The sequence below is a fragment of the Embleya hyalina genome, assembly GCF_003967355.1.
Classification (GTDB): domain Bacteria; phylum Actinomycetota; class Actinomycetes; order Streptomycetales; family Streptomycetaceae; genus Embleya; species Embleya hyalina.
Genome location: NZ_BIFH01000018.1, coordinates 187,032 through 203,055 on the forward strand (window position 1 = coordinate 187,032; position 16,024 = coordinate 203,055).

The following is a 16,024-nucleotide window of genomic DNA, read 5'->3' on the forward strand; positions in this document are numbered from 1 at the left end:
GGTCCTCCGCGCCGACGATTCGCGTGGACGGCGTGCCTCGCAGACTGATTCGGCGATGTCCCTCCGATCCTTGGGAAGAGCCAATGCGCACCCGTACCTCGATTTTTGCCTCGGCACTCGTCCTGGCCCTGACCGCCGGCCCCTTGGCCGCACCCGCGTTCGCCGCGGAGGCGCCGGGTTCGGCGACCGTACACACCACGCCGAAAGGCCCGGACGCCGCCGCGTTGGCCGCCGCGTTGGCCGGATTACCGGATGCGGACGCCACCGCGGCGCTTGTTCGGGTCGGCGGCACCGAGGGGGTGTGGCGCGGCGGTTCGGGTGTGCGTGACCTGATCGATCGGCGGGACGCGGACGCCTGTGCGCGGTTCCGGGCCGGGTCGACGACCAAGGTGGTAACCGCCGCCGTGGTGCTGCAACTCGCCGCCCACAAGAAGATCGACCTGGGGGAATCCGTACAGCACTATCTTCCGGGGCTGCTGGAGTCGGGGCGGTCGAACGTGCCCTTCAAGCCGGTCACCGTCCGCCAGTTGCTGAATCACACCAGTGGGATCCGGGCCGGTGACGGTTGGGGGGACTCCTTCGAGGAGGCCTACGCGCACCGCTTCGACACCCTGACGCCCCGGGAGGTGGTGGCATCGGCGGTGGCGAAGGGCCCGGAGTTCGACCCCGGCACGCGGCAGCACTACCTCAACATCAACTACACGATCCTCGGCATGTTGATCGAGAACGTGACGGGAGACTCGTACGCGTCGCAGGCCACCCGGCGCGTGTTGCGCCCCGCCGGGATGACGAGCACGTACTTCCCCGGCACGGATCCGCGGATCCGCGGCCCGCACAACCGGGGCTACCAGGCGGTCGTGCGGGCCGACGGCACCACCGAATTCGTCGACGTCACCGACTGGAACCAGGCGGACCGTTGGGCGGCGGGCGACATGATCTCGACGACGGCCGACCTGGAGCGGCTGATCACCCGGCTGTTCCGGGGCCGGATCGTCCCGCGCCCGCAACTGCGGGAGATGTTCACGGTTCCGGCGAACATCCCGGGCGCGAGGATGAGTGCCGGATTCGAGCGCTTCGAGTACGGCGGCAGGATCTACTGGATCAAGTCGGGCGCCCGCTACGGCTACAGCACGGTCGTCGCCGCGTCCGAGGACCTGAGTCGCACGCTGGTTCTGTCGGTCGGCTCCACGGACGCGAAGGGCGAGTCGATGAATCCCGTGGTGCGGCGCATCAGCTTGGCGGCGCTGAAGGCGAGTGGAGAGCCGCCGGAGGTCCCGACCCGGTCCGAGCCCCCGCGGTCCGCGGGGCGGATCGGGACCTGACCCTCGGCCTCGGGTCGGGTGGGTCGCGGAGTACGGGGCGGTCACGTCCGGGACCCACGTGGCGCCGCAGCGGTCGGTGAGCATGCCGGCGGTGCCCACGGGGCGGCGGACGTCGTTCGGCCGGCCCCGCCCGGACGGCCCCGCTCCTCGGATGCCCCGGTCGCGCTCGCAACCCTCGCCACGACGCGGGCGTGTTCGGGGTGTGAGGGATCTTGGAGGAGGGCAGGCGGGAAGGTCGCCGGCCCGTCCGCCGGTCGGCGTTCGAGGCGAGGGAGACGGTCGTGGAGTTCGGTCCGAGTCGGCGTGGGGTTCTCGGTGGGGTGGCCGCGGGGGTCCTTGCCGTCGTTGTCCCGGGTGCGGGAAGCGCTTCGGCGCGGGGGGTGGACGCCCGGGGGGTCACCGGGCGGTTGCGGGCGCTGGAGCGGGCGCATGCGGCTCGGCTCGGGGTGTTCGCGTGTGACGTGCATTCGGGGCGGACCGTGGTCCATCGTGCGGACGAACTGTTCCCGATGTGTTCTACGTTCAAGACCATCGCGGTGGCCGCGGTGCTCCGCGACCTCGATCGGGACGGGGAGTTCCTGGGCAGGCGCATCCGGTATACGGAGAAGGACGTCACCGAGTCCGGGTACGCGCCGATCACGGGGCGGCCCGAGAATCTGGCCGACGGCATGATCGTCGCGGACCTGTGCGCCGCCGCCATCGCCTACAGCGACAACGGGGCGGCCAATCTGCTGTTGCGTCGGCTCGGCGGTCCCGGCGCGGTGACCGGGTTCTGTCGGTCCGTCGGGGACGGGGTGACTCGGCTCGACCGGTGGGAGCCCGCGCTGAATTCGGCGGAGCCCGGGCGGGTGACGGATACGTCGAGTCCGCGTGCGCTCGGCCGGACCTACGCCCGGCTCGCGCTGGGTGGTGCGCTCGACGCGCGGGACCGTGAGCGGTTGAACGGTTGGCTGCTGGCCAACACGACCGGTGGCAAGCGGCTGCGGGCGGGGCTTCCGCCGGACTGGGTCGTCGCGGACAAGACCGGCACCGGTGACTACGGCACCACCAACGACGTGGGCATCGTCCGGCCGCCGGGCCGGGGGCCGATCGTGATGGCGGTCCTGGCCACGAAGGACGACGCCGCCGCGCCGGCCGACGAACCGCTGCTCGCCGGCACCGCGACGGTGCTCGCGGAGGAATTGGGCTGACCCCCGCACCGGGGCGGGGTGGCCGGGGCCGCCGCCGCCCCGGTCGCGCACCGGGGTCACCACCCCCGTACCGGCCGGACTTGCCATAACCGCAAGATTTGCTGCCGTCGTGGTCTGGGCCGGCGAGGCTGGGGTGCGTCGAACGGGCCGGTGGGTGCCGAGCTCGTTCGGTTCCCGTGGTCACCGGGCGCCGTCGCGGGATTCGCGGACGGCCGGTGAACCCCCGTTCCGAGGGCAGGAATACATGAATTTCGAACCAGGGTCGTCGCCGCGCCGCCTTCCTCGATCCGGGCGTGTGGTGGTCGCCTTCGTGCTTGCGCTCCTGCTCACGGTCGGCCTCGCCGGCTGTTCGGCGTCGAGTGGGGACGACGTGCCCTCCTACGCCGCCGCGACTCGGGGTGATCGCGGCTTCGAGGGCGCGTTTCGGCACGAGTTCGCCGATGTCGACGGCGTCCGTATGCACTATGTGACCGGTGGCCGCGGTACGCCGGTGGTGTTGATACACGGGTGGCCGCAGACCTGGTACGGCTGGTGGCCGATCATGCCGGAACTCGCCCAACGCCATACGGTGTACGCGGTCGACCTGCCCGGACTGGGCGACAGCACCGGATCGCCGACCGGGTACGACAAGGCCACCCTCGCGCGGTACGTCCACACGCTGATCGCCGATCGGCTGGGGGTGCGGGACGCCCGCGTCGTCGGGCACGACTTCGGGGCCGCGGTGGCATTCCAGTACGCCGGGCAGTTTCCCGGCGACACGGCGCGGCTCGGCTACCTGGACCTGCCGCTGCCCGGGCCCGCGATCGACGCGCCCACGTATCGAACGCTGAGTTGGCACATCGCGTTTCACTCCCAGCGGCGGGTCCCCGAGGCGGTCGTGGGCAATGACGTCCGCGCGTACCTGGCGCTGTTCTATCCCCAAGTCGCCTTCGGTGGCTCGGCGTTCGGCGGCACCTCGGATCGATCCCCGTTCACCGACGCGGAGGTCGAGGAGTACGCGCGCACCTATGGCCGGCCCGGAGCCCTGTCGGGGGGCTTCGAGTTGTATCGCGCTTTGGACAAGGACGTTCGCGACACCGTGGCGACGGCACCGGTGCGTGTTCCGACGCTGCTGATGACCGCGCAGGGGCAACTCGACGCGATCCGGGCCACGGTGGCGCCGCGCGTGACGGACATCGTGCGGGCGATGGATGTGCCGAACGCGGGGCACTGGCTGGTCGAGGAGAACCCGCGTTTCGTGGCCGGGGAGTTGTTGCGATTCCTCGACGGGTGATCCACGCCGCGGCCGCGTGTCGATCGATCCGGTGGGATCAGTCGGGGCGCGTGGCGGTGACGTGGTCGAGGTCGTCGCGGGCCGATCGGGCCGCGGCCGAGGCGTCCCGGGCCGCCCGGTCCGCGCGTTCCCGTTCGGCTTCCGCCTTGTCGGCCGCGGTGCCGAGGCGGGTGGCCCGGGTGCGGGCCGTTTCGAGGCGGGTGGCCAGGGACTCGGCGTCGGCGACGGCCTCGGTGTGGCGGGCTCGGGCGGATTCGGCGGCGCTGCGGCGTTCCCGGGCCGTGCGGGCCGTCCCTCGGGCGGACTTCTCGGCGGCCTCGACGGTGGCGCGGGCGTGGGCGAGTTCGGATTCGTACTGTTTTCGGGCGCGTTCGCGGGCGGCGCGCTCTTCGGCCGCGTCGTTGCCCTTCAGGGCCTCGGCGCCCCTGGTGCCCTTCCCGGCCTTCGCCGCCTTCCCGGCCCCGGCGGGCGGAGTGGCCCTGCCCTGCTCGGTCGTTCGGCCCGTCGGGGCGGAGGCGAAGGCGTCCTCGGGACGCAGCGGGGCGGTGAGCCTGCCGGCGGCGAGTCGTTGTGCGGCGTCGGGGTCGGCCAGGGCCGCGTTCAGGGTGTCCTGGAGGTCGCGCAGGGTGGTGTCGCCGACGGTGGGGTGGCCGTGCGCGGCGGCGAGGGCGAGGGCCTGATGCCGGAGCGCGTCGATCACGCGGTTACGTCGGCGGGAGAGTTCGCGCAGTTCCGGGCCCCGCAACCGCTCCTGCGCGTCGCGCATGGCGGTGCCGAGGCGGAGGAAGGCGTCGATTTCGTCGCGGTGTTCGCGGACCAGGAGATTCGCGAGCCAGGCCGCCAGGACGGGGCGCCGCAGGTCGCCGATCCGGCCGGCGAGGGCCCGGTCGCCGGCGGCCCGCGCGGTGTGGGCGTGCGCGTCGCGGGCGGCGACGAACGCGTCGGGGGCGAGGCCGTACAACTCGTCGACGATCGTGTCCTCGTCGACGCCGGAGTCCTCGGGAGTCGGCTTCCCGTGTGTGGCCATGACCCCATGGTGACGTCTCGACACCGTCGCCCCTCGGCAGTCCGGGCGCGGCCGGCGTGTCGGGCGACGCACGGGCGGCCGGTTTCCCGGGGACTGCCCCGCGCCCGCTCCGGTCAGCGGCTGCCCGCCGCCTGGGCGACGGCGCGGCGTTGGCGCTCGATCGCGGCGGCGAGGCGGGCCGTGTCCTCCAGGACGTAGTCGTCGACCATGCGGCCCCACCGCAGGGTGACCCACTGGATGCCCTCGTTCTCGTAGCGGCTGCCGTCGGCCAGGGTCGAGTCGACCGCGAGCCGGACCACGACCGTCGTCTTCCACGGCCACCCCTTGGCCACCACGTCGGTCAGCCGCAGCCGCAGATCGGGCAGGAGCGTGTACAGGTCGGCGAACCACCGTTCGAACGCGTCCCGGCCGACCAGTTCCGCAGCGGGCGCGGCGTCCCCGACGAAGCGGAAACGCACCGTCGGGGCGGCCATGTCCACCGCCGCCCGGTAGTCGCCTCGGGCCATGCGAGCCCAGACCCTTCGCGTCTTCGCGCGCACGATCGCGTGATACATGCCGGCCTCCGGTCCCGAACCAGTGACTTGTTTTCCGCAAGTTACCCTAGGCGCGGTGACTTGCCGAATACAAGGCACTAGCCTGACCCGGGTGAACAAGGACCGATTCGCGGACATGTCCTGCTCGGTGGCCCGCACCGCCGCCTTGATCGCGGACCCGTGGGCACTGCTGGTGCTGCGCGACCTGTTCCTGGGGTTGGTGCGTTTCGACGAACTGCGTCGTGATCTCGACATCGCCACGAACGTCCTGGCCGATCGCCTGGACCGGCTCCGGGCCGCCGGGCTCGTGGTCCGCGAGCCCTACCAACAGCGTCCCGTGCGCCACGAGTACCACCTCACGGACGCGGGCCGCGACCTCTACGGCGTCGTCCTGAGCCTGCTGGCCTGGGGCGATCGGCACCTGGCCGTGGACGGAGTCCCGATGCGGCTGGTGCACAGGACCTGCGGGCAGCCGTGTACACCCACGGTCACGTGCGATCACTGCGGGGAAGAGCTCGTCGACGAGGCGGTCGAGGTGCTTCCCGGCCCGGGTGGGCGCGACGCGCCCGGCACCACGGTCGTCGCGCGGAAGCTCTTCGGGGCACGGGAGCGTGCCGCCGACGCGTGCGAATCCGACCCGCGGGAAGTCGGTACGCGGCCCTGACGGGCGCGGGTCGGCCGGTCCGCCCGCCGAATTTCGGTTGCGGCGGGGTCGGCGCGCCCGGTGGGGTGGGCGTCATGGACGGTGTCACGGCGCGGACGCGAGCATGGTCGGGAGCAACCCGTGGCGGCGCGGTGCGACCGGCTCCGTGGCACAGGGCGGCGATACTCGCGGCGCTGATGCTCGCCGCCTTCACCTTCAATACGGCGGAGAACCTGCCGGTCGGCCTGCTGGAGCTGATCGCCGACGGCCTGCACGTGTCGGTGTCGGCGATCGGCCTCCTGGTCACCGGCTACGGCGTGACCGTGGCCGTCGCCTCCGTGCCGCTCGCGCACGTCGTACGGGCGGTGCCCCGGCGGCATGTGCTCACCGGCGTACTGGCCGCGCTCGTCGTGTCCAGCCTGGTCGCGGCGTCGGCGACCTCGTACGGGCCGCTGCTCGGGGCGCGGTTGGCGACCGCGCTCGCCCAGGCGTTGTTCTGGGCGGTGATGGCGCCGGTCGCGGTGGGTCTGTTCGCGGCCGAGGTCCGTGGCCGGGTGCTCGGGGCGTTGTCCGTCGCCGGGTCGCTCGCCCTCGCACTCGGTGTTCCCGCCGGGACCTGGCTGGGTCGGCACAGCGGCTGGCAGGTGCCGGTGGCCGTGCCGGCCGGTCCGGGGCTCGCCTGCCTGGTCACGATCGCCGTGCTGCTGCCGACGTCGCGGCCGGAGGAGGAGCGGGCCGCCTACGGAAGCGCTCCCGACGCCCGCCGGTTCGCGATCGTGCTCGCGGCCGGGACCCTGTCCGCCGGCGGGGCGTTCGCCGGATTCACCTACATCGTGAAGTTCCTCGGCGACGTGGGCGGGTTCGCCCCGAGCACGGTCGGCGTGCTCCTGGTGGTGTTCGGTGTCGCGTGTCTGGTCGGGGTGGGCGTCACCGGGACACTGCTCGACCGTTTTCCGTATGCCGCGCTCGCCGCGGCGGTGGGCACGCAGGCGGTGGGCCTGCTCGGGCTGTACGCCTTCGGCGCCCATCCGGTGGCGGCGGTGGTGTTCCTGGTGCTGATGGGCGGTGCGCTCGGACCGGTGTTCATGGCGGCGCAGAACGCGATGCTGCTGTGCGCCCCGGGGCGTACGGACATCGCACTCGCGGCGAACTCCGGTGCCTACAACGCCGGAATCGCGGCGGGCGCCGCGCTCGGGGGCCTGATCCTGCCCTTCGCCGGCGCACGCGGCACGTTCCTCGCCGGTGGACTGGTGACGGTCGGAGCGTGCGCGGTGCTCGGCGGCGGGTCGGTGTGGCGGGGGCGGAGTGCTCGGACGCTCGTCTGATCGTCGCCCGCGCGGACCGTCGGATCGCACGCGCCTCCACCGGCTCGGTGTGGCGGCCGGACGCGGCTCGGGCCCATCGTCACGCGGGACCGGATCGGGTCGGTCACCGTGCGGAGCCGGTCAGGCACCCGGCGATCTCCGGGGTGATCGTCTGCGCAGGAGGGCGTGCCAGGCGGTCGGGTGGGTCAGGGCGGTGGGAAGGCGGAGTTCGTATACCTGGAGCAGGGCCCTGTGCAGGTGGGGATTGTCGGCGAGGCGGTCGGTGGTGCGGCCGACGAGGGTGTCGACCAGTGGACCGAGGACGGACGGGTGTTCGGTGAAGCGGGCGTCCTGGGCGGTGGCGACCAGCCACGGGTAGTCGGTTTCGCGGGCGATGCGTCGTTGGACCGCCCTGGTGCGGGCCGGATTCGCGGCCAGACGGTCGATCCGGCGGTGCAGGACGAGTGCTTCCCGTGCGGCCACCGACATGCCCTGGCCGTAGGTGGGGTTGAACATGCAGAGCGCGTCTCCGACGATCAAGTAGCGCTGCGGCCACGAGCGCATCCGGTGGTAGAGCCTGCGCCGGTTGATCAGTTTGGCGTAGCCGTGCACCGGGGTGTCCTCGGTGAACTCGTCGGCGGCCTCGGTCAGGGCCGGGCAGCCGTATTCCCGGAGTCGGTCGGCGAGTTCGACCGGATCGGTGGACGGCCGGTGCTCCGCGCGGCCGAAGACGAGCACTTGGCGCAGACCGTTCTGGATGGGGGCCACGGCTGCGGCCGTTCCGCTCACGGCGAGGCGGCCGATCTCGTAGGTGATCGTTTCGCGGGACGAGGCGGGCAGCCACGCGGTGGCGTACGACTGGCCGGAGTCGACGACCCGTTCCCGGACCGCCGGGTGGCCGAGTTCGGTCAACCACCGGGCCGATCGGGACGTACGCCCGCCGGCGTCGATCACGAGGTCGGCGGTGAGCGTGGCGGTGCCCGGATCCGGTGTGCCGGCGGCGACGGACACCCCGACGACGCGCCGCGTGTCGCCGACCAGCCCGGTCACGGTGGCCCCGTCGCGGATCGTGATGCCGGCCATCTCCCGTACGCGGGCCCGTAGGCGCGTCTCGAGGAAGTTCCGGCTCGCTAGCGTGACGGGCATCCCCATCCGCCTGCCGGGAATCGAGACCCCGTCGCGGGAGAGGATCAACGTCTCGCCGATGTTCACGTGGCGCGCGCCGTCGCGGACGATCAAGTCGACGAAGCCGGGCACCAGTTCGTCCATGGCGGCGGCCCCGGGGTAGAGCAGGAAATGGCAACTGCCCGCCTGCGGAACGCCGGGACGCAGTTCCTCGCCGACCGGGAGGATGTCCCGCTCCAGCAGGACGACTTCGTCGAAGACGTGGCGGATCGCGGCGGCGGCGAGCAGGCCGGCTACGCTCGCGCCGATGACGACGGCTCGCATGCGACTTCCCCTCCTCGTTCCTCGGATGGTCGAGACTGCCGCGGATCCCGGTGGCTCCCCCGGGACTTTGCCGGTTCTTCAAGCCCCCCGGACGGGTGTGCGGCGTCGTTCGTCCGCGCCGGGAGCCGAATCCCGCCACATCACCGGCAGCGCGTCCGGACCGCCGAAGACGCGGTCGCGGCGCACGACGGGTGCCGGCCGGTCGGGATCCGCGCGCAGGTCCGGGAAACGACGCAACAACCGGGGCAGGGCCAGCCGTAGCTCGACCCTGGCCAGGTGTTGTCCGACGCACCGGTGTGCACCGTGTCCGAACGCCAGATGGGGGAGCGGTCGGCGGCCGGTGTCCAAGTCGTCGGCGCGGGAGTGGTGCGCGTGGTCCCGATTCGCCGACGGCAGGAACGCGATGACGCGTTCGCCTGCCCGAATCCGCGCGTCACCCAGGCGCAGGTCGTGGGCGGCGACCCGATCGACTCCGTACTGCACGACGCTCGTGTAGCGCAGAAGCTCCTCCACCGCCCGGTCGCGAGTGCGCTCGTCGGCTAGGAACGCCGCCCGCTGGTCCGGGTGTTCGAGCAGGGTGGCGACGGCCGTGCCGATCGAGGCGGCCAGTGTTTCGTATCCGCCGAGCACGAGCGTGGCGCCCAGATCGGCGATCTCGGCGTCGGTCAGGGCACTGTGCAGGGTCAGTTCGGACATCAGGTCGTCGCGGGGCGCTCGGCGCCGGGCCGTGACGATCCGACGCATGTGGGCGAGCATCGCGGCGGCGGCCGGCCCCGCCTCGCCGGGGTCGAGGCCGATCGTCAGCAGTCGCTCGGCGGCCTGGCGGAGGCCGTCGTGCTCCTCGTCCGGCAGGCCGAGGAGGCGGCCGATGATGCGCAGGGGTACGGGAATCGCGAACGCGCGTACGAGATCGCAGCGGCGGTCCGGCGCCGCGGCCATCGCGGCGATCCGCTCCTCGACGACCGCGACCATCGAGGGCAGCCGCGCCCTGATCCGACCCGCTCCGAACGCCCGGTCGAGCGGCGCCCGGTAGCGGGCATGCTCGGGCGGATCGGTGTGCGCGAGGGCGCCGATCCGGGTCGCCGCGTCACCGCCGTGCCGGTGCAGCGGATCGGTGGACGCGCTCAGGCGGGGATCGGCCAGTGCGGCGCGAACGTCGGGATACCGGGTGAGCAACCAGGCCCGGCCGCCGTCGGGCAACCGCACCCGCACGATCGGCCGCCGCTCGCGCAACCGACGGTACTCCGGCGCGATGTCCAGCAACCCCGCACCGTCGCCGGGGCGCGGCCGGGCGAACGGCCAGGACACGAGGTCGTCGTTCATGTCCGCCGCCTCGGATCGGGCAGGCCGGGGACGTGGTAGCGCGTCGTGTCCCGACTCCAGTACAGCGCGCTGGACATGACGAGCGCGATGTTGTGCAGGTATCCCGGGACAGCGGACCGGCCGGCCGCCATGCCCGATTCGATCTCGCGTCCGGCGCGCAGGAAGGCGGCTTCACGCTCGGCGATGTGGTCGAACAGCCAGTCGACCGCACCCTGCGGGTCGTGCCCGCGGGTGCGGCACAGCAGCGGCACGACGTTGGTGGTGCATTCCCGGCCGTGCCACTCCTTCAGGTACGAGAAGAGGTCGTTGACCATCCAGAGATGATCCAGCGCGATCGTGTGCAACTCCCGGACACGGGGATCCAGGGGGACGCCGGGGTCGAGCCGCCCACCCGCCGTCAACTCGGCGAGTACGAGGATCCACCTCATCCCGACCGTGACCCGGCGGCGCCGGGTGTACGCCGCCAGGTCCGCGAGGTCGTCGTCGCCGGCCGCGACTTCGAGGACGCATCCGTCGAGGTAGTCGGCGACGCCGACGGCCAACCGCTCCCACTGGCGCTCGCTCAGGTGGGGGCGCAGCCGACGCGCCGCGTCGTACACCCCCTCGGTCGCGGCGTCCGGATACCCGCCCCAGTCGGTCAACGCGACCATGACCCGCCCCGCCGCGTGGCGCGCCGCGTGTTCGCTCGCCCCGAGCCGACCGCGGTCGCCCATCGCGTCGTCGAGCAGCACCAGGTACTCGAACAGGTCGCAGGCCGCCAGGGTCACCTCATGCGGGGCGTTCGGCAACATGCGGCACACCAGCGTCGAGATGCCGCCGCCGAGGTAGGCGGCCAACTCGGCGTCGCTGCGGGCACAGGCCCGCAGGTGGGTGCGGCACCAGCGGCTCGAGGCCGTCACCAGCCGGTCGGTATCGGGATGGGTGGTGGTCGGCAGTCGGGTGGGGACATCTCGGAAGCGGATCCGGGTGTCGTCACGGGGTGGCTCGGTGGTCATCGCCGTCCCTGTCTTTGCGAGGCGGAGGCAGTGCGGGACCGGTCGGTCGGTGGGCGGTGTCGCGACGCGTGGCTCAGCGCCGCCAACCGGTAGATGGGACGCAGGATGGGCACGTCGTAGACGAAGGGCCGCGGTCCGAGCGAGTCGGGCTCGCACGGGGCGTCCGGGTCGTCGGCCAGGAGCCGGCGTACTCCGTCGCGCAACGGTGCCGGCGGCGGGTGGGGGGATTGGGCCAGCGCGGTGACGGTGTACGCGGTGGCGAGTGGGTGGGCGTCCCCGGACGCCGGACGTGGGCCGCCGGTCGTGCCGGTCTCGAGGGTCGCGTCCGTTGCGTTGCCCTCGCCGGTTGTCACGCCCATGGCGCCGGTCGCGTCGGTCGTGAGGAAACGCACGCAGCGGTCCACCGTCTCTCCCGCGTGGCAAACGCGCGGGCCGGGCGAGGTGCGGTCCGCGTGGTGGGCGCGGATCACGTGCATGACCGCGAACCGCGGGCTCGAACACCACTCCGGGGCGAAGCCGCCGTCCGGCCGTTGCGCGTCGACGAGCCACCGCCAGGCTCTGCGGGCCGCCTCGTGCCGCTCGTCGACGCCGCCCGGCGAGGACAGCAGCGCGTGTACACACTTGGCGGTGATCTCCGCCTCGGACGGCGCACCGCGGGTGAAGGTGGGAAACCCGCCGTCGGGGTTTTGCAGCGCGAGCAGGTATCCGACCCCGGCGCGCGCGGCGCGCAGCGCCCCGGGGGAGCCCAGGCGCGCGAGGAACGACACCGCCACCGATGTGTCGTCGGCATCGGCCTGCGTCACGCCCGGCGAGTAGGCCCACCCGCCGTCGTACATCTGTTGCCCGAGCAGGTGGTCCGCGGACGGCCGCAACACCTTCGGCGATACGCCCGCCTCGGCCAGTACCAGGGACGCCAGTGCGGTGACCCAGGTGTCCTCGTCGGTGATGAACGGCAGCCCGCCGTCCGGCCCGACCCGGGACAGTACGAATCGCCGGCCGCGCGCGAGGACTCCCGGGGCGAGCCCCGTGCGGGCCAGGACCAGCAGGATCACCAGCGTCGCCAGAATGTGGTGCTCCCACCCGCCGTCCGGCCCCTGGGCGCCGGCCAGGAGCCGAAGATCGGGCGAGTCCGGCGCCGGCGTCCGCCACAGCCGGATCGCCGCCGCGATCAGCTCCGCCCAGCGATGGTGCCCGCCGTCCCGGCCCTGCCCGGCGCCGGCGTGCGGGACGTCCGGCGCCGCGTCGTGGCCCGCCAACGCGAGCAACGTGTCCAGCATCAGCCGGGTACGCCGCCGCGACGCGTGCCGATCGGCGTCGAGGGCGGCACACAACGCGGCGTCGCGCGCGGCCGGGAGCGCGGAGCCCCCGAGTACCGACTCCGCCAATCGGGCCGTGAACGCCTCGTCGACGCGCCACGAGCCGCGCCGGGTGGACAGGGAAAGGAGCGATGCGCGGCAATACCGGTCGAGTTCGCGCACCGCGGCGCTTCCGTCGCCGAGATCGCGCAGCAACAGCAGGGCCAGGCAGGATTCCAGTAGCCTGGCCCGGCAGTTGCCGGCCCACGAACCGTCGGACCGGCGCCGGTCCGACAACGCGACGACGGCCCGACGCACGGCTCGGGTCGGTTTCGGTTCGATCCGTGATGCCTTCGCCATCACGGATGTGTCGGTTCGAGACGCATGACCAACCACCTCGCGTTCCGGTGGAATCGGGTCGGCAGGGGAGGGGTCGGCCGCAGCCGGGTCCGGCTTCGCGGTCGGGTCGGCGGACCGTGGTCCGGCCGGCGAAACATCGAGCGCGTGGCGGAAAACAGCCGCCTTCCCCTGGGTGTTGCCCGTCTCGGTGGCCCGGCAACCGTCACGTCGGCGCCGCGTTTCGCCGTTGTGGCCCGCTTGCGGAACGGTGTTCGAGGTGGGTCGCGGGTGGGCTGTCGGCGGACGCGGCGCCGGGGCGTGATGGGGGCGAACGGGCTTGCGTCGGCGGGCTGTCGGGCCGGGTCAGACGACGATCGCCCGCGTGTGTGGTCCGGTGAACAGGGCCGAGGCCAGTTGTGCGCGGTCGTTGACGCCGACCTTGCGATACATGCGCGTCAGATGTTGCTCGACCGTACTGACCGTGATGTAGAGGAGTTTGGCGATCTCGCTGTTCGTATGGCCCAGGGCCACCAGGTCGGCGACGCGCTGCTCCGCGTCGGTGAGCAGTGCGGCCGGGGCCTTGGACTCGGCGTCGGGGCGGTCCCGGTCCGCCGGGAGCAGCCTGCTCAGCGGCTCCGCCCGGCACGTGTCCGCGATGATCCTGGCCTGGGAGCCGATCACCCGGGCCCGGCGGGTCTCGCCGACCGCGTTGTACATGTCGGTCAGGTCGGCCAGCGCGCGGGCCAACTCGTAACGGTCCCCGCTCTCCTGCAACGCGTCGACGGCCTGGCGCAACAGGGCCAGCCGCCGGTGCGGTTCGTGGGTCGCCGCCAACAGGCGCAAGGTCGCGCCGCGGGTGCGCGGCGAACCACCGTGCTCGCTGCGGCTCGCCTGCTCCTCCAGGACGGTCCGGGCGCGGTCCCGCTCGCCCATCCGCAACCACGCCTCGCCGGCGTCGTTGCGCCACGCGATCAGCCCCGGCACGTCCATGCCCCAGCGGACCATCAGTTCGCCGCAGGCCCGGAAATCCGCGAGCGCGCCCTCCCAGTCCTCGACGGCCATGCCGTACCGGCCCCGCGCGTGCAGGTAGTGCAGGCCGGGGCGGCTGTGGAGCATACGCTCCGGGATCGGCAGGTACAGCAGTTCGGCCGCCTCGTCCCGACGGCCCATCGAGGTGAGCGCGTTCAGCAGGCAGGACAGCGGCGCGCCGACCGCCGCGCCCCACGCGCCGATCGGCACCAGGTCGAAGGCCGCGGTCGCGTGCAGCACGGCCCCGGGCAGGTCGCCGAGACGGAGACAGATCTCCGCGCGCACCGCGTGCAGCCGGGCCCGGCTGCCGGGTTCGCCCCGCTGCCGTGCGGCGGCGATCAGTTCGTCGCAGTACGGCAGCGCCGACGCGGGACGTTCCGCGTAGGTCAGCGCGAGCAGCGCGCACTCCACGGTGTCCAGATCGGTGCCGTGCAACCGGACACCGTGCAAAATCCTTTCGGCGATATGCACGACGCGGTCGTCGAAACCCCGGGTCAACACCGAGTCGAGCACCGCCGCCGCGTCGTGGTGACGCCGACTCTCGGTGGTGCCGGGCAGGCCGGGCGCCGCCGCGTCGAAGTCGCGCACCTCCGGCAGCAGTTCGAGCAGCGGGGGGTACGAGCAGCGGATCCACATCCGGGCGGCGCGCAGTTCGGGCGCCGCCTCGGGGGTGGACGCCCGCCCCGATTCGGCCAGATGCCGCACCACCTCGCCGGCGGCCTCGAAGCGCCCGGCCCACGCCAACGCCCGCACCACGGCCAGGATCTCGCCGCTGTCCGGGCCGCCGCGCGGGGCGCCCGTCGGGCCGCCGGCGCGCACCGCCCGAAGCAGATCGGGAATCCGCCGATCCGGAATCCCCGGTTCCACCCGTCGTTCGGCCCGCAACAACGCCACCGTGGCCCGCGCCAGTTCGCCGCCGTCCTCACTCAACGCACAGGCCAGCCGCAGACAGTCGACCGCCCGGGCGCTCCGGCCCTCGGCCAGCGCGGACGAGGCCGCGGCGTCGAGTACGGGCACCGCCCAGGGCGACCGCACCCCCCGGCCCGCCAGCAGATGCTCGGCGACCACGGTCGCGTCCGCACCGTTCGCGTACGTCAGTTCCGCCGCGTCCCGGTGCAGCGCGGCCGTGCCTTCGGGGCCCAGATCCGCCAGGACCGCCGCTGCCGCCACGGGATGCCGGAAGCGACCCCGCTCCAGCACACCGGAGGCCTCGAGCACACTCAGACACCGCGCCACCGCACCGGCCTCCAGACCCAGCAGTCGGGCGATCGGCTCCGGATCGGCCAGGACGGCCAGCGCCTGCGCCACCGCCGTCGTGGGCTCCGGGCTCCGGTGCAGGCACGAGAGCATCGCCCGCGAGTATCCCGGCGACGACGCGTGCTCGCCGCGCCGGAAGTCGTCGAGGACCCCGTCGAGCAGCAGCGGGTTGCCTCCGCTCAACCGCTGCGCTCGAATCGCGACCTGCTCCGCCCGGTGCGCGCCGAGCCCGGCCGCCGTCGCCGCGACCCGTACCTGATCCGGGCCCAGCGGCGCCAGGCGCACACTGCGCACGTGCGGCAGCCGGAGCAACTGCTCGACGAAGTCCGTACTTTGCTCGTTCGCCCCATCGGCGTGACCGAACACCGCCAACAGCGGGACGGTGTGCATGCGGCGGGCCAGGTAGGCCAGACAGGCGAGCGAGGCCGGATCGGCATGATGGATGTCGTCCACCACGAGGGCCAGGGGGCGGGGCCCGGCCGGACCGAGCAGTACCGCACACAACGACTCCACGATCTCGGCGTCCACCGCGGACAACCTGCCCGGTGCCCCGTGCGGTGAGGCCGCCAGATGCGCCCGGGCGATCGCGAGCAGTCGGTCCGCGCGGGCCCCGTCCGGGCCGGACGGCGTCGCCTGGGACAGCAGTTGGGCGACCACGCCGAGCACGACGCCGGCCTCCGCCTCGGACCCCACGGCCGACCGGACCAGGCCGCCGGCCGCTCGTACCCGATGGGTGAACGTGGCCAGGAGTGTGGTCTTGCCCATGGCCACCGAGCCGCCGACGACGGCGATCCCGCTCTCCCCCGCGAGCGCGTCGTCGAGGAGTTCGACCAGCGCGGCGGTCGCGTGCGAACGATCCCGCGCGTTCATGTGCCGCTCGCGCCGTGCCGGGCGTCGGTCGGTGCCGGGCGATGGAGTGGTCGCGGGGGTAGGACCCCTTCGAACAGGGGCGGCGTGGATGTGGTGGGCGTGCTCGGCTGACGGTGATCGCGCTCGATGGTCTCCATGTACCTTCCTTCACACCAGTGATGGGGACACGAAAACG

Annotated in this window: 12 protein-coding genes; 5 read left to right on the forward strand and 7 right to left on the reverse strand. The window is 73.0% G+C overall.

The annotated features are described in order from the left end of the window. Positions 1 to 83: 83 nt before the first annotated feature. The 3 genes from EMA17_RS16490 (at position 84) to EMA17_RS16500 (ending at position 3,785) form a co-directional block, all read left to right on the forward strand. Positions 84 to 1,322, forward strand: a complete 1,239-nt coding sequence (locus tag EMA17_RS16490) for a serine hydrolase domain-containing protein (protein WP_126637775.1) — start codon at positions 84 to 86, stop codon at positions 1,320 to 1,322. 281 nt (positions 1,323 to 1,603) lie between these two features. Next, on the forward strand, positions 1,604 to 2,512 hold the full coding sequence (gene bla / locus EMA17_RS16495) for a class A beta-lactamase (protein ID WP_126637776.1): 909 nt from the start codon (positions 1,604 to 1,606) through the stop codon (positions 2,510 to 2,512). A gap of 244 nt (positions 2,513 to 2,756) precedes the next feature. Beyond that, positions 2,757 to 3,785, forward strand: a complete 1,029-nt coding sequence (locus EMA17_RS16500) for an alpha/beta fold hydrolase (RefSeq protein WP_126637777.1) — start codon at positions 2,757 to 2,759, stop codon at positions 3,783 to 3,785. A 37-nt stretch (positions 3,786 to 3,822) separates the two neighbouring features. On the opposite strand, the gene EMA17_RS16505 is transcribed toward EMA17_RS16500, so the two are convergent. After that, positions 3,823 to 4,812, reverse strand: coding sequence for a hypothetical protein (locus EMA17_RS16505; RefSeq protein WP_126637778.1), 990 nt, complete (start codon positions 4,810 to 4,812; stop codon positions 3,823 to 3,825). 113 nt (positions 4,813 to 4,925) lie between these two features. After that, positions 4,926 to 5,366: a nuclear transport factor 2 family protein gene (locus EMA17_RS16510; RefSeq protein WP_160161427.1), complete on the reverse strand. Its 441-nt coding sequence runs from the start codon at positions 5,364 to 5,366 to the stop codon at positions 4,926 to 4,928. A 91-nt stretch (positions 5,367 to 5,457) separates the two neighbouring features. Here EMA17_RS16510 and EMA17_RS16515 point away from each other — a divergent pair, with 91 nt between their 5' ends. Next, positions 5,458 to 6,009 carry a winged helix-turn-helix transcriptional regulator gene (locus EMA17_RS16515; protein ID WP_126637780.1) on the forward strand — a complete coding sequence of 184 codons (552 nt, stop codon included), beginning with the start codon at positions 5,458 to 5,460 and terminating at the stop codon, positions 6,007 to 6,009. Between the two features lie 176 nt (positions 6,010 to 6,185). Next, positions 6,186 to 7,313, forward strand: a complete 1,128-nt coding sequence (locus EMA17_RS16520; RefSeq protein WP_174861385.1) for an MFS transporter — start codon at positions 6,186 to 6,188, stop codon at positions 7,311 to 7,313. A 120-nt stretch (positions 7,314 to 7,433) separates the two neighbouring features. Here the strand turns inward: EMA17_RS16520 and EMA17_RS16525 are convergent, their stop codons facing one another. From EMA17_RS16525 to EMA17_RS16545, 5 genes are all read right to left on the reverse strand, one after another. Further along, positions 7,434 to 8,741 carry an FAD-dependent oxidoreductase gene (locus tag EMA17_RS16525; RefSeq protein ID WP_126637781.1) on the reverse strand — a complete coding sequence of 436 codons (1,308 nt, stop codon included), beginning with the start codon at positions 8,739 to 8,741 and terminating at the stop codon, positions 7,434 to 7,436. A gap of 78 nt (positions 8,742 to 8,819) precedes the next feature. Then, the gene (locus EMA17_RS16530) at positions 8,820 to 10,064 is read right to left on the reverse strand and encodes a cytochrome P450 (RefSeq protein WP_126637782.1); all 1,245 of its coding nucleotides are present in this window, start codon (positions 10,062 to 10,064) and stop codon (positions 8,820 to 8,822) included. After that, positions 10,061 to 11,059 carry a terpene synthase family protein gene (locus tag EMA17_RS16535; protein ID WP_126637783.1) on the reverse strand — a complete coding sequence of 333 codons (999 nt, stop codon included), beginning with the start codon at positions 11,057 to 11,059 and terminating at the stop codon, positions 10,061 to 10,063. Before EMA17_RS16535 ends, EMA17_RS16530 begins: the two co-directional genes overlap by 4 nt. Further along, a complete protein-coding gene (locus EMA17_RS16540) occupies positions 11,056 to 12,714 on the reverse strand; it encodes a prenyltransferase/squalene oxidase repeat-containing protein (RefSeq protein ID WP_126637784.1) in 1,659 nt (552 codons plus the stop codon). Before EMA17_RS16540 ends, EMA17_RS16535 begins: the two co-directional genes overlap by 4 nt. Before the next feature lie 342 nt (positions 12,715 to 13,056). Then, positions 13,057 to 15,849, reverse strand: a complete 2,793-nt coding sequence (locus EMA17_RS16545) for a helix-turn-helix transcriptional regulator (protein WP_126637785.1) — start codon at positions 15,847 to 15,849, stop codon at positions 13,057 to 13,059. Between the last annotated feature and the right edge of the window lie 175 nt (positions 15,850 to 16,024).

Bases quoted from the DNA above. Each gene is read 5' to 3' on its own strand.
- EMA17_RS16490 (WP_126637775.1), top strand. From the start codon at position 84: ATGCGCACCCGTACCTCGATTTTTGCCTCGGCACTCGTCCTGGCCCTG.
- EMA17_RS16500 (WP_126637777.1), top strand. From the start codon at position 2,757: ATGAATTTCGAACCAGGGTCGTCGCCGCGCCGCCTTCCTCGATCCGGG.
- EMA17_RS16505 (WP_126637778.1), bottom strand. From the start codon at position 4,812: ATGGCCACACACGGGAAGCCGACTCCCGAGGACTCCGGCGTCGACGAG.
- EMA17_RS16510 (WP_160161427.1), bottom strand. From the start codon at position 5,366: ATGTATCACGCGATCGTGCGCGCGAAGACGCGAAGGGTCTGGGCTCGC.
- EMA17_RS16520 (WP_174861385.1), top strand. From the start codon at position 6,186: ATGCTCGCCGCCTTCACCTTCAATACGGCGGAGAACCTGCCGGTCGGC.
- EMA17_RS16525 (WP_126637781.1), bottom strand. From the start codon at position 8,741: ATGCGAGCCGTCGTCATCGGCGCGAGCGTAGCCGGCCTGCTCGCCGCC.
- EMA17_RS16530 (WP_126637782.1), bottom strand. From the start codon at position 10,064: ATGAACGACGACCTCGTGTCCTGGCCGTTCGCCCGGCCGCGCCCCGGC.
- EMA17_RS16535 (WP_126637783.1), bottom strand. From the start codon at position 11,059: ATGACCACCGAGCCACCCCGTGACGACACCCGGATCCGCTTCCGAGAT.
- EMA17_RS16540 (WP_126637784.1), bottom strand. From the start codon at position 12,714: ATGGCGAAGGCATCACGGATCGAACCGAAACCGACCCGAGCCGTGCGT.
- EMA17_RS16545 (WP_126637785.1), bottom strand. From the start codon at position 15,849: ATGAACGCGCGGGATCGTTCGCACGCGACCGCCGCGCTGGTCGAACTC.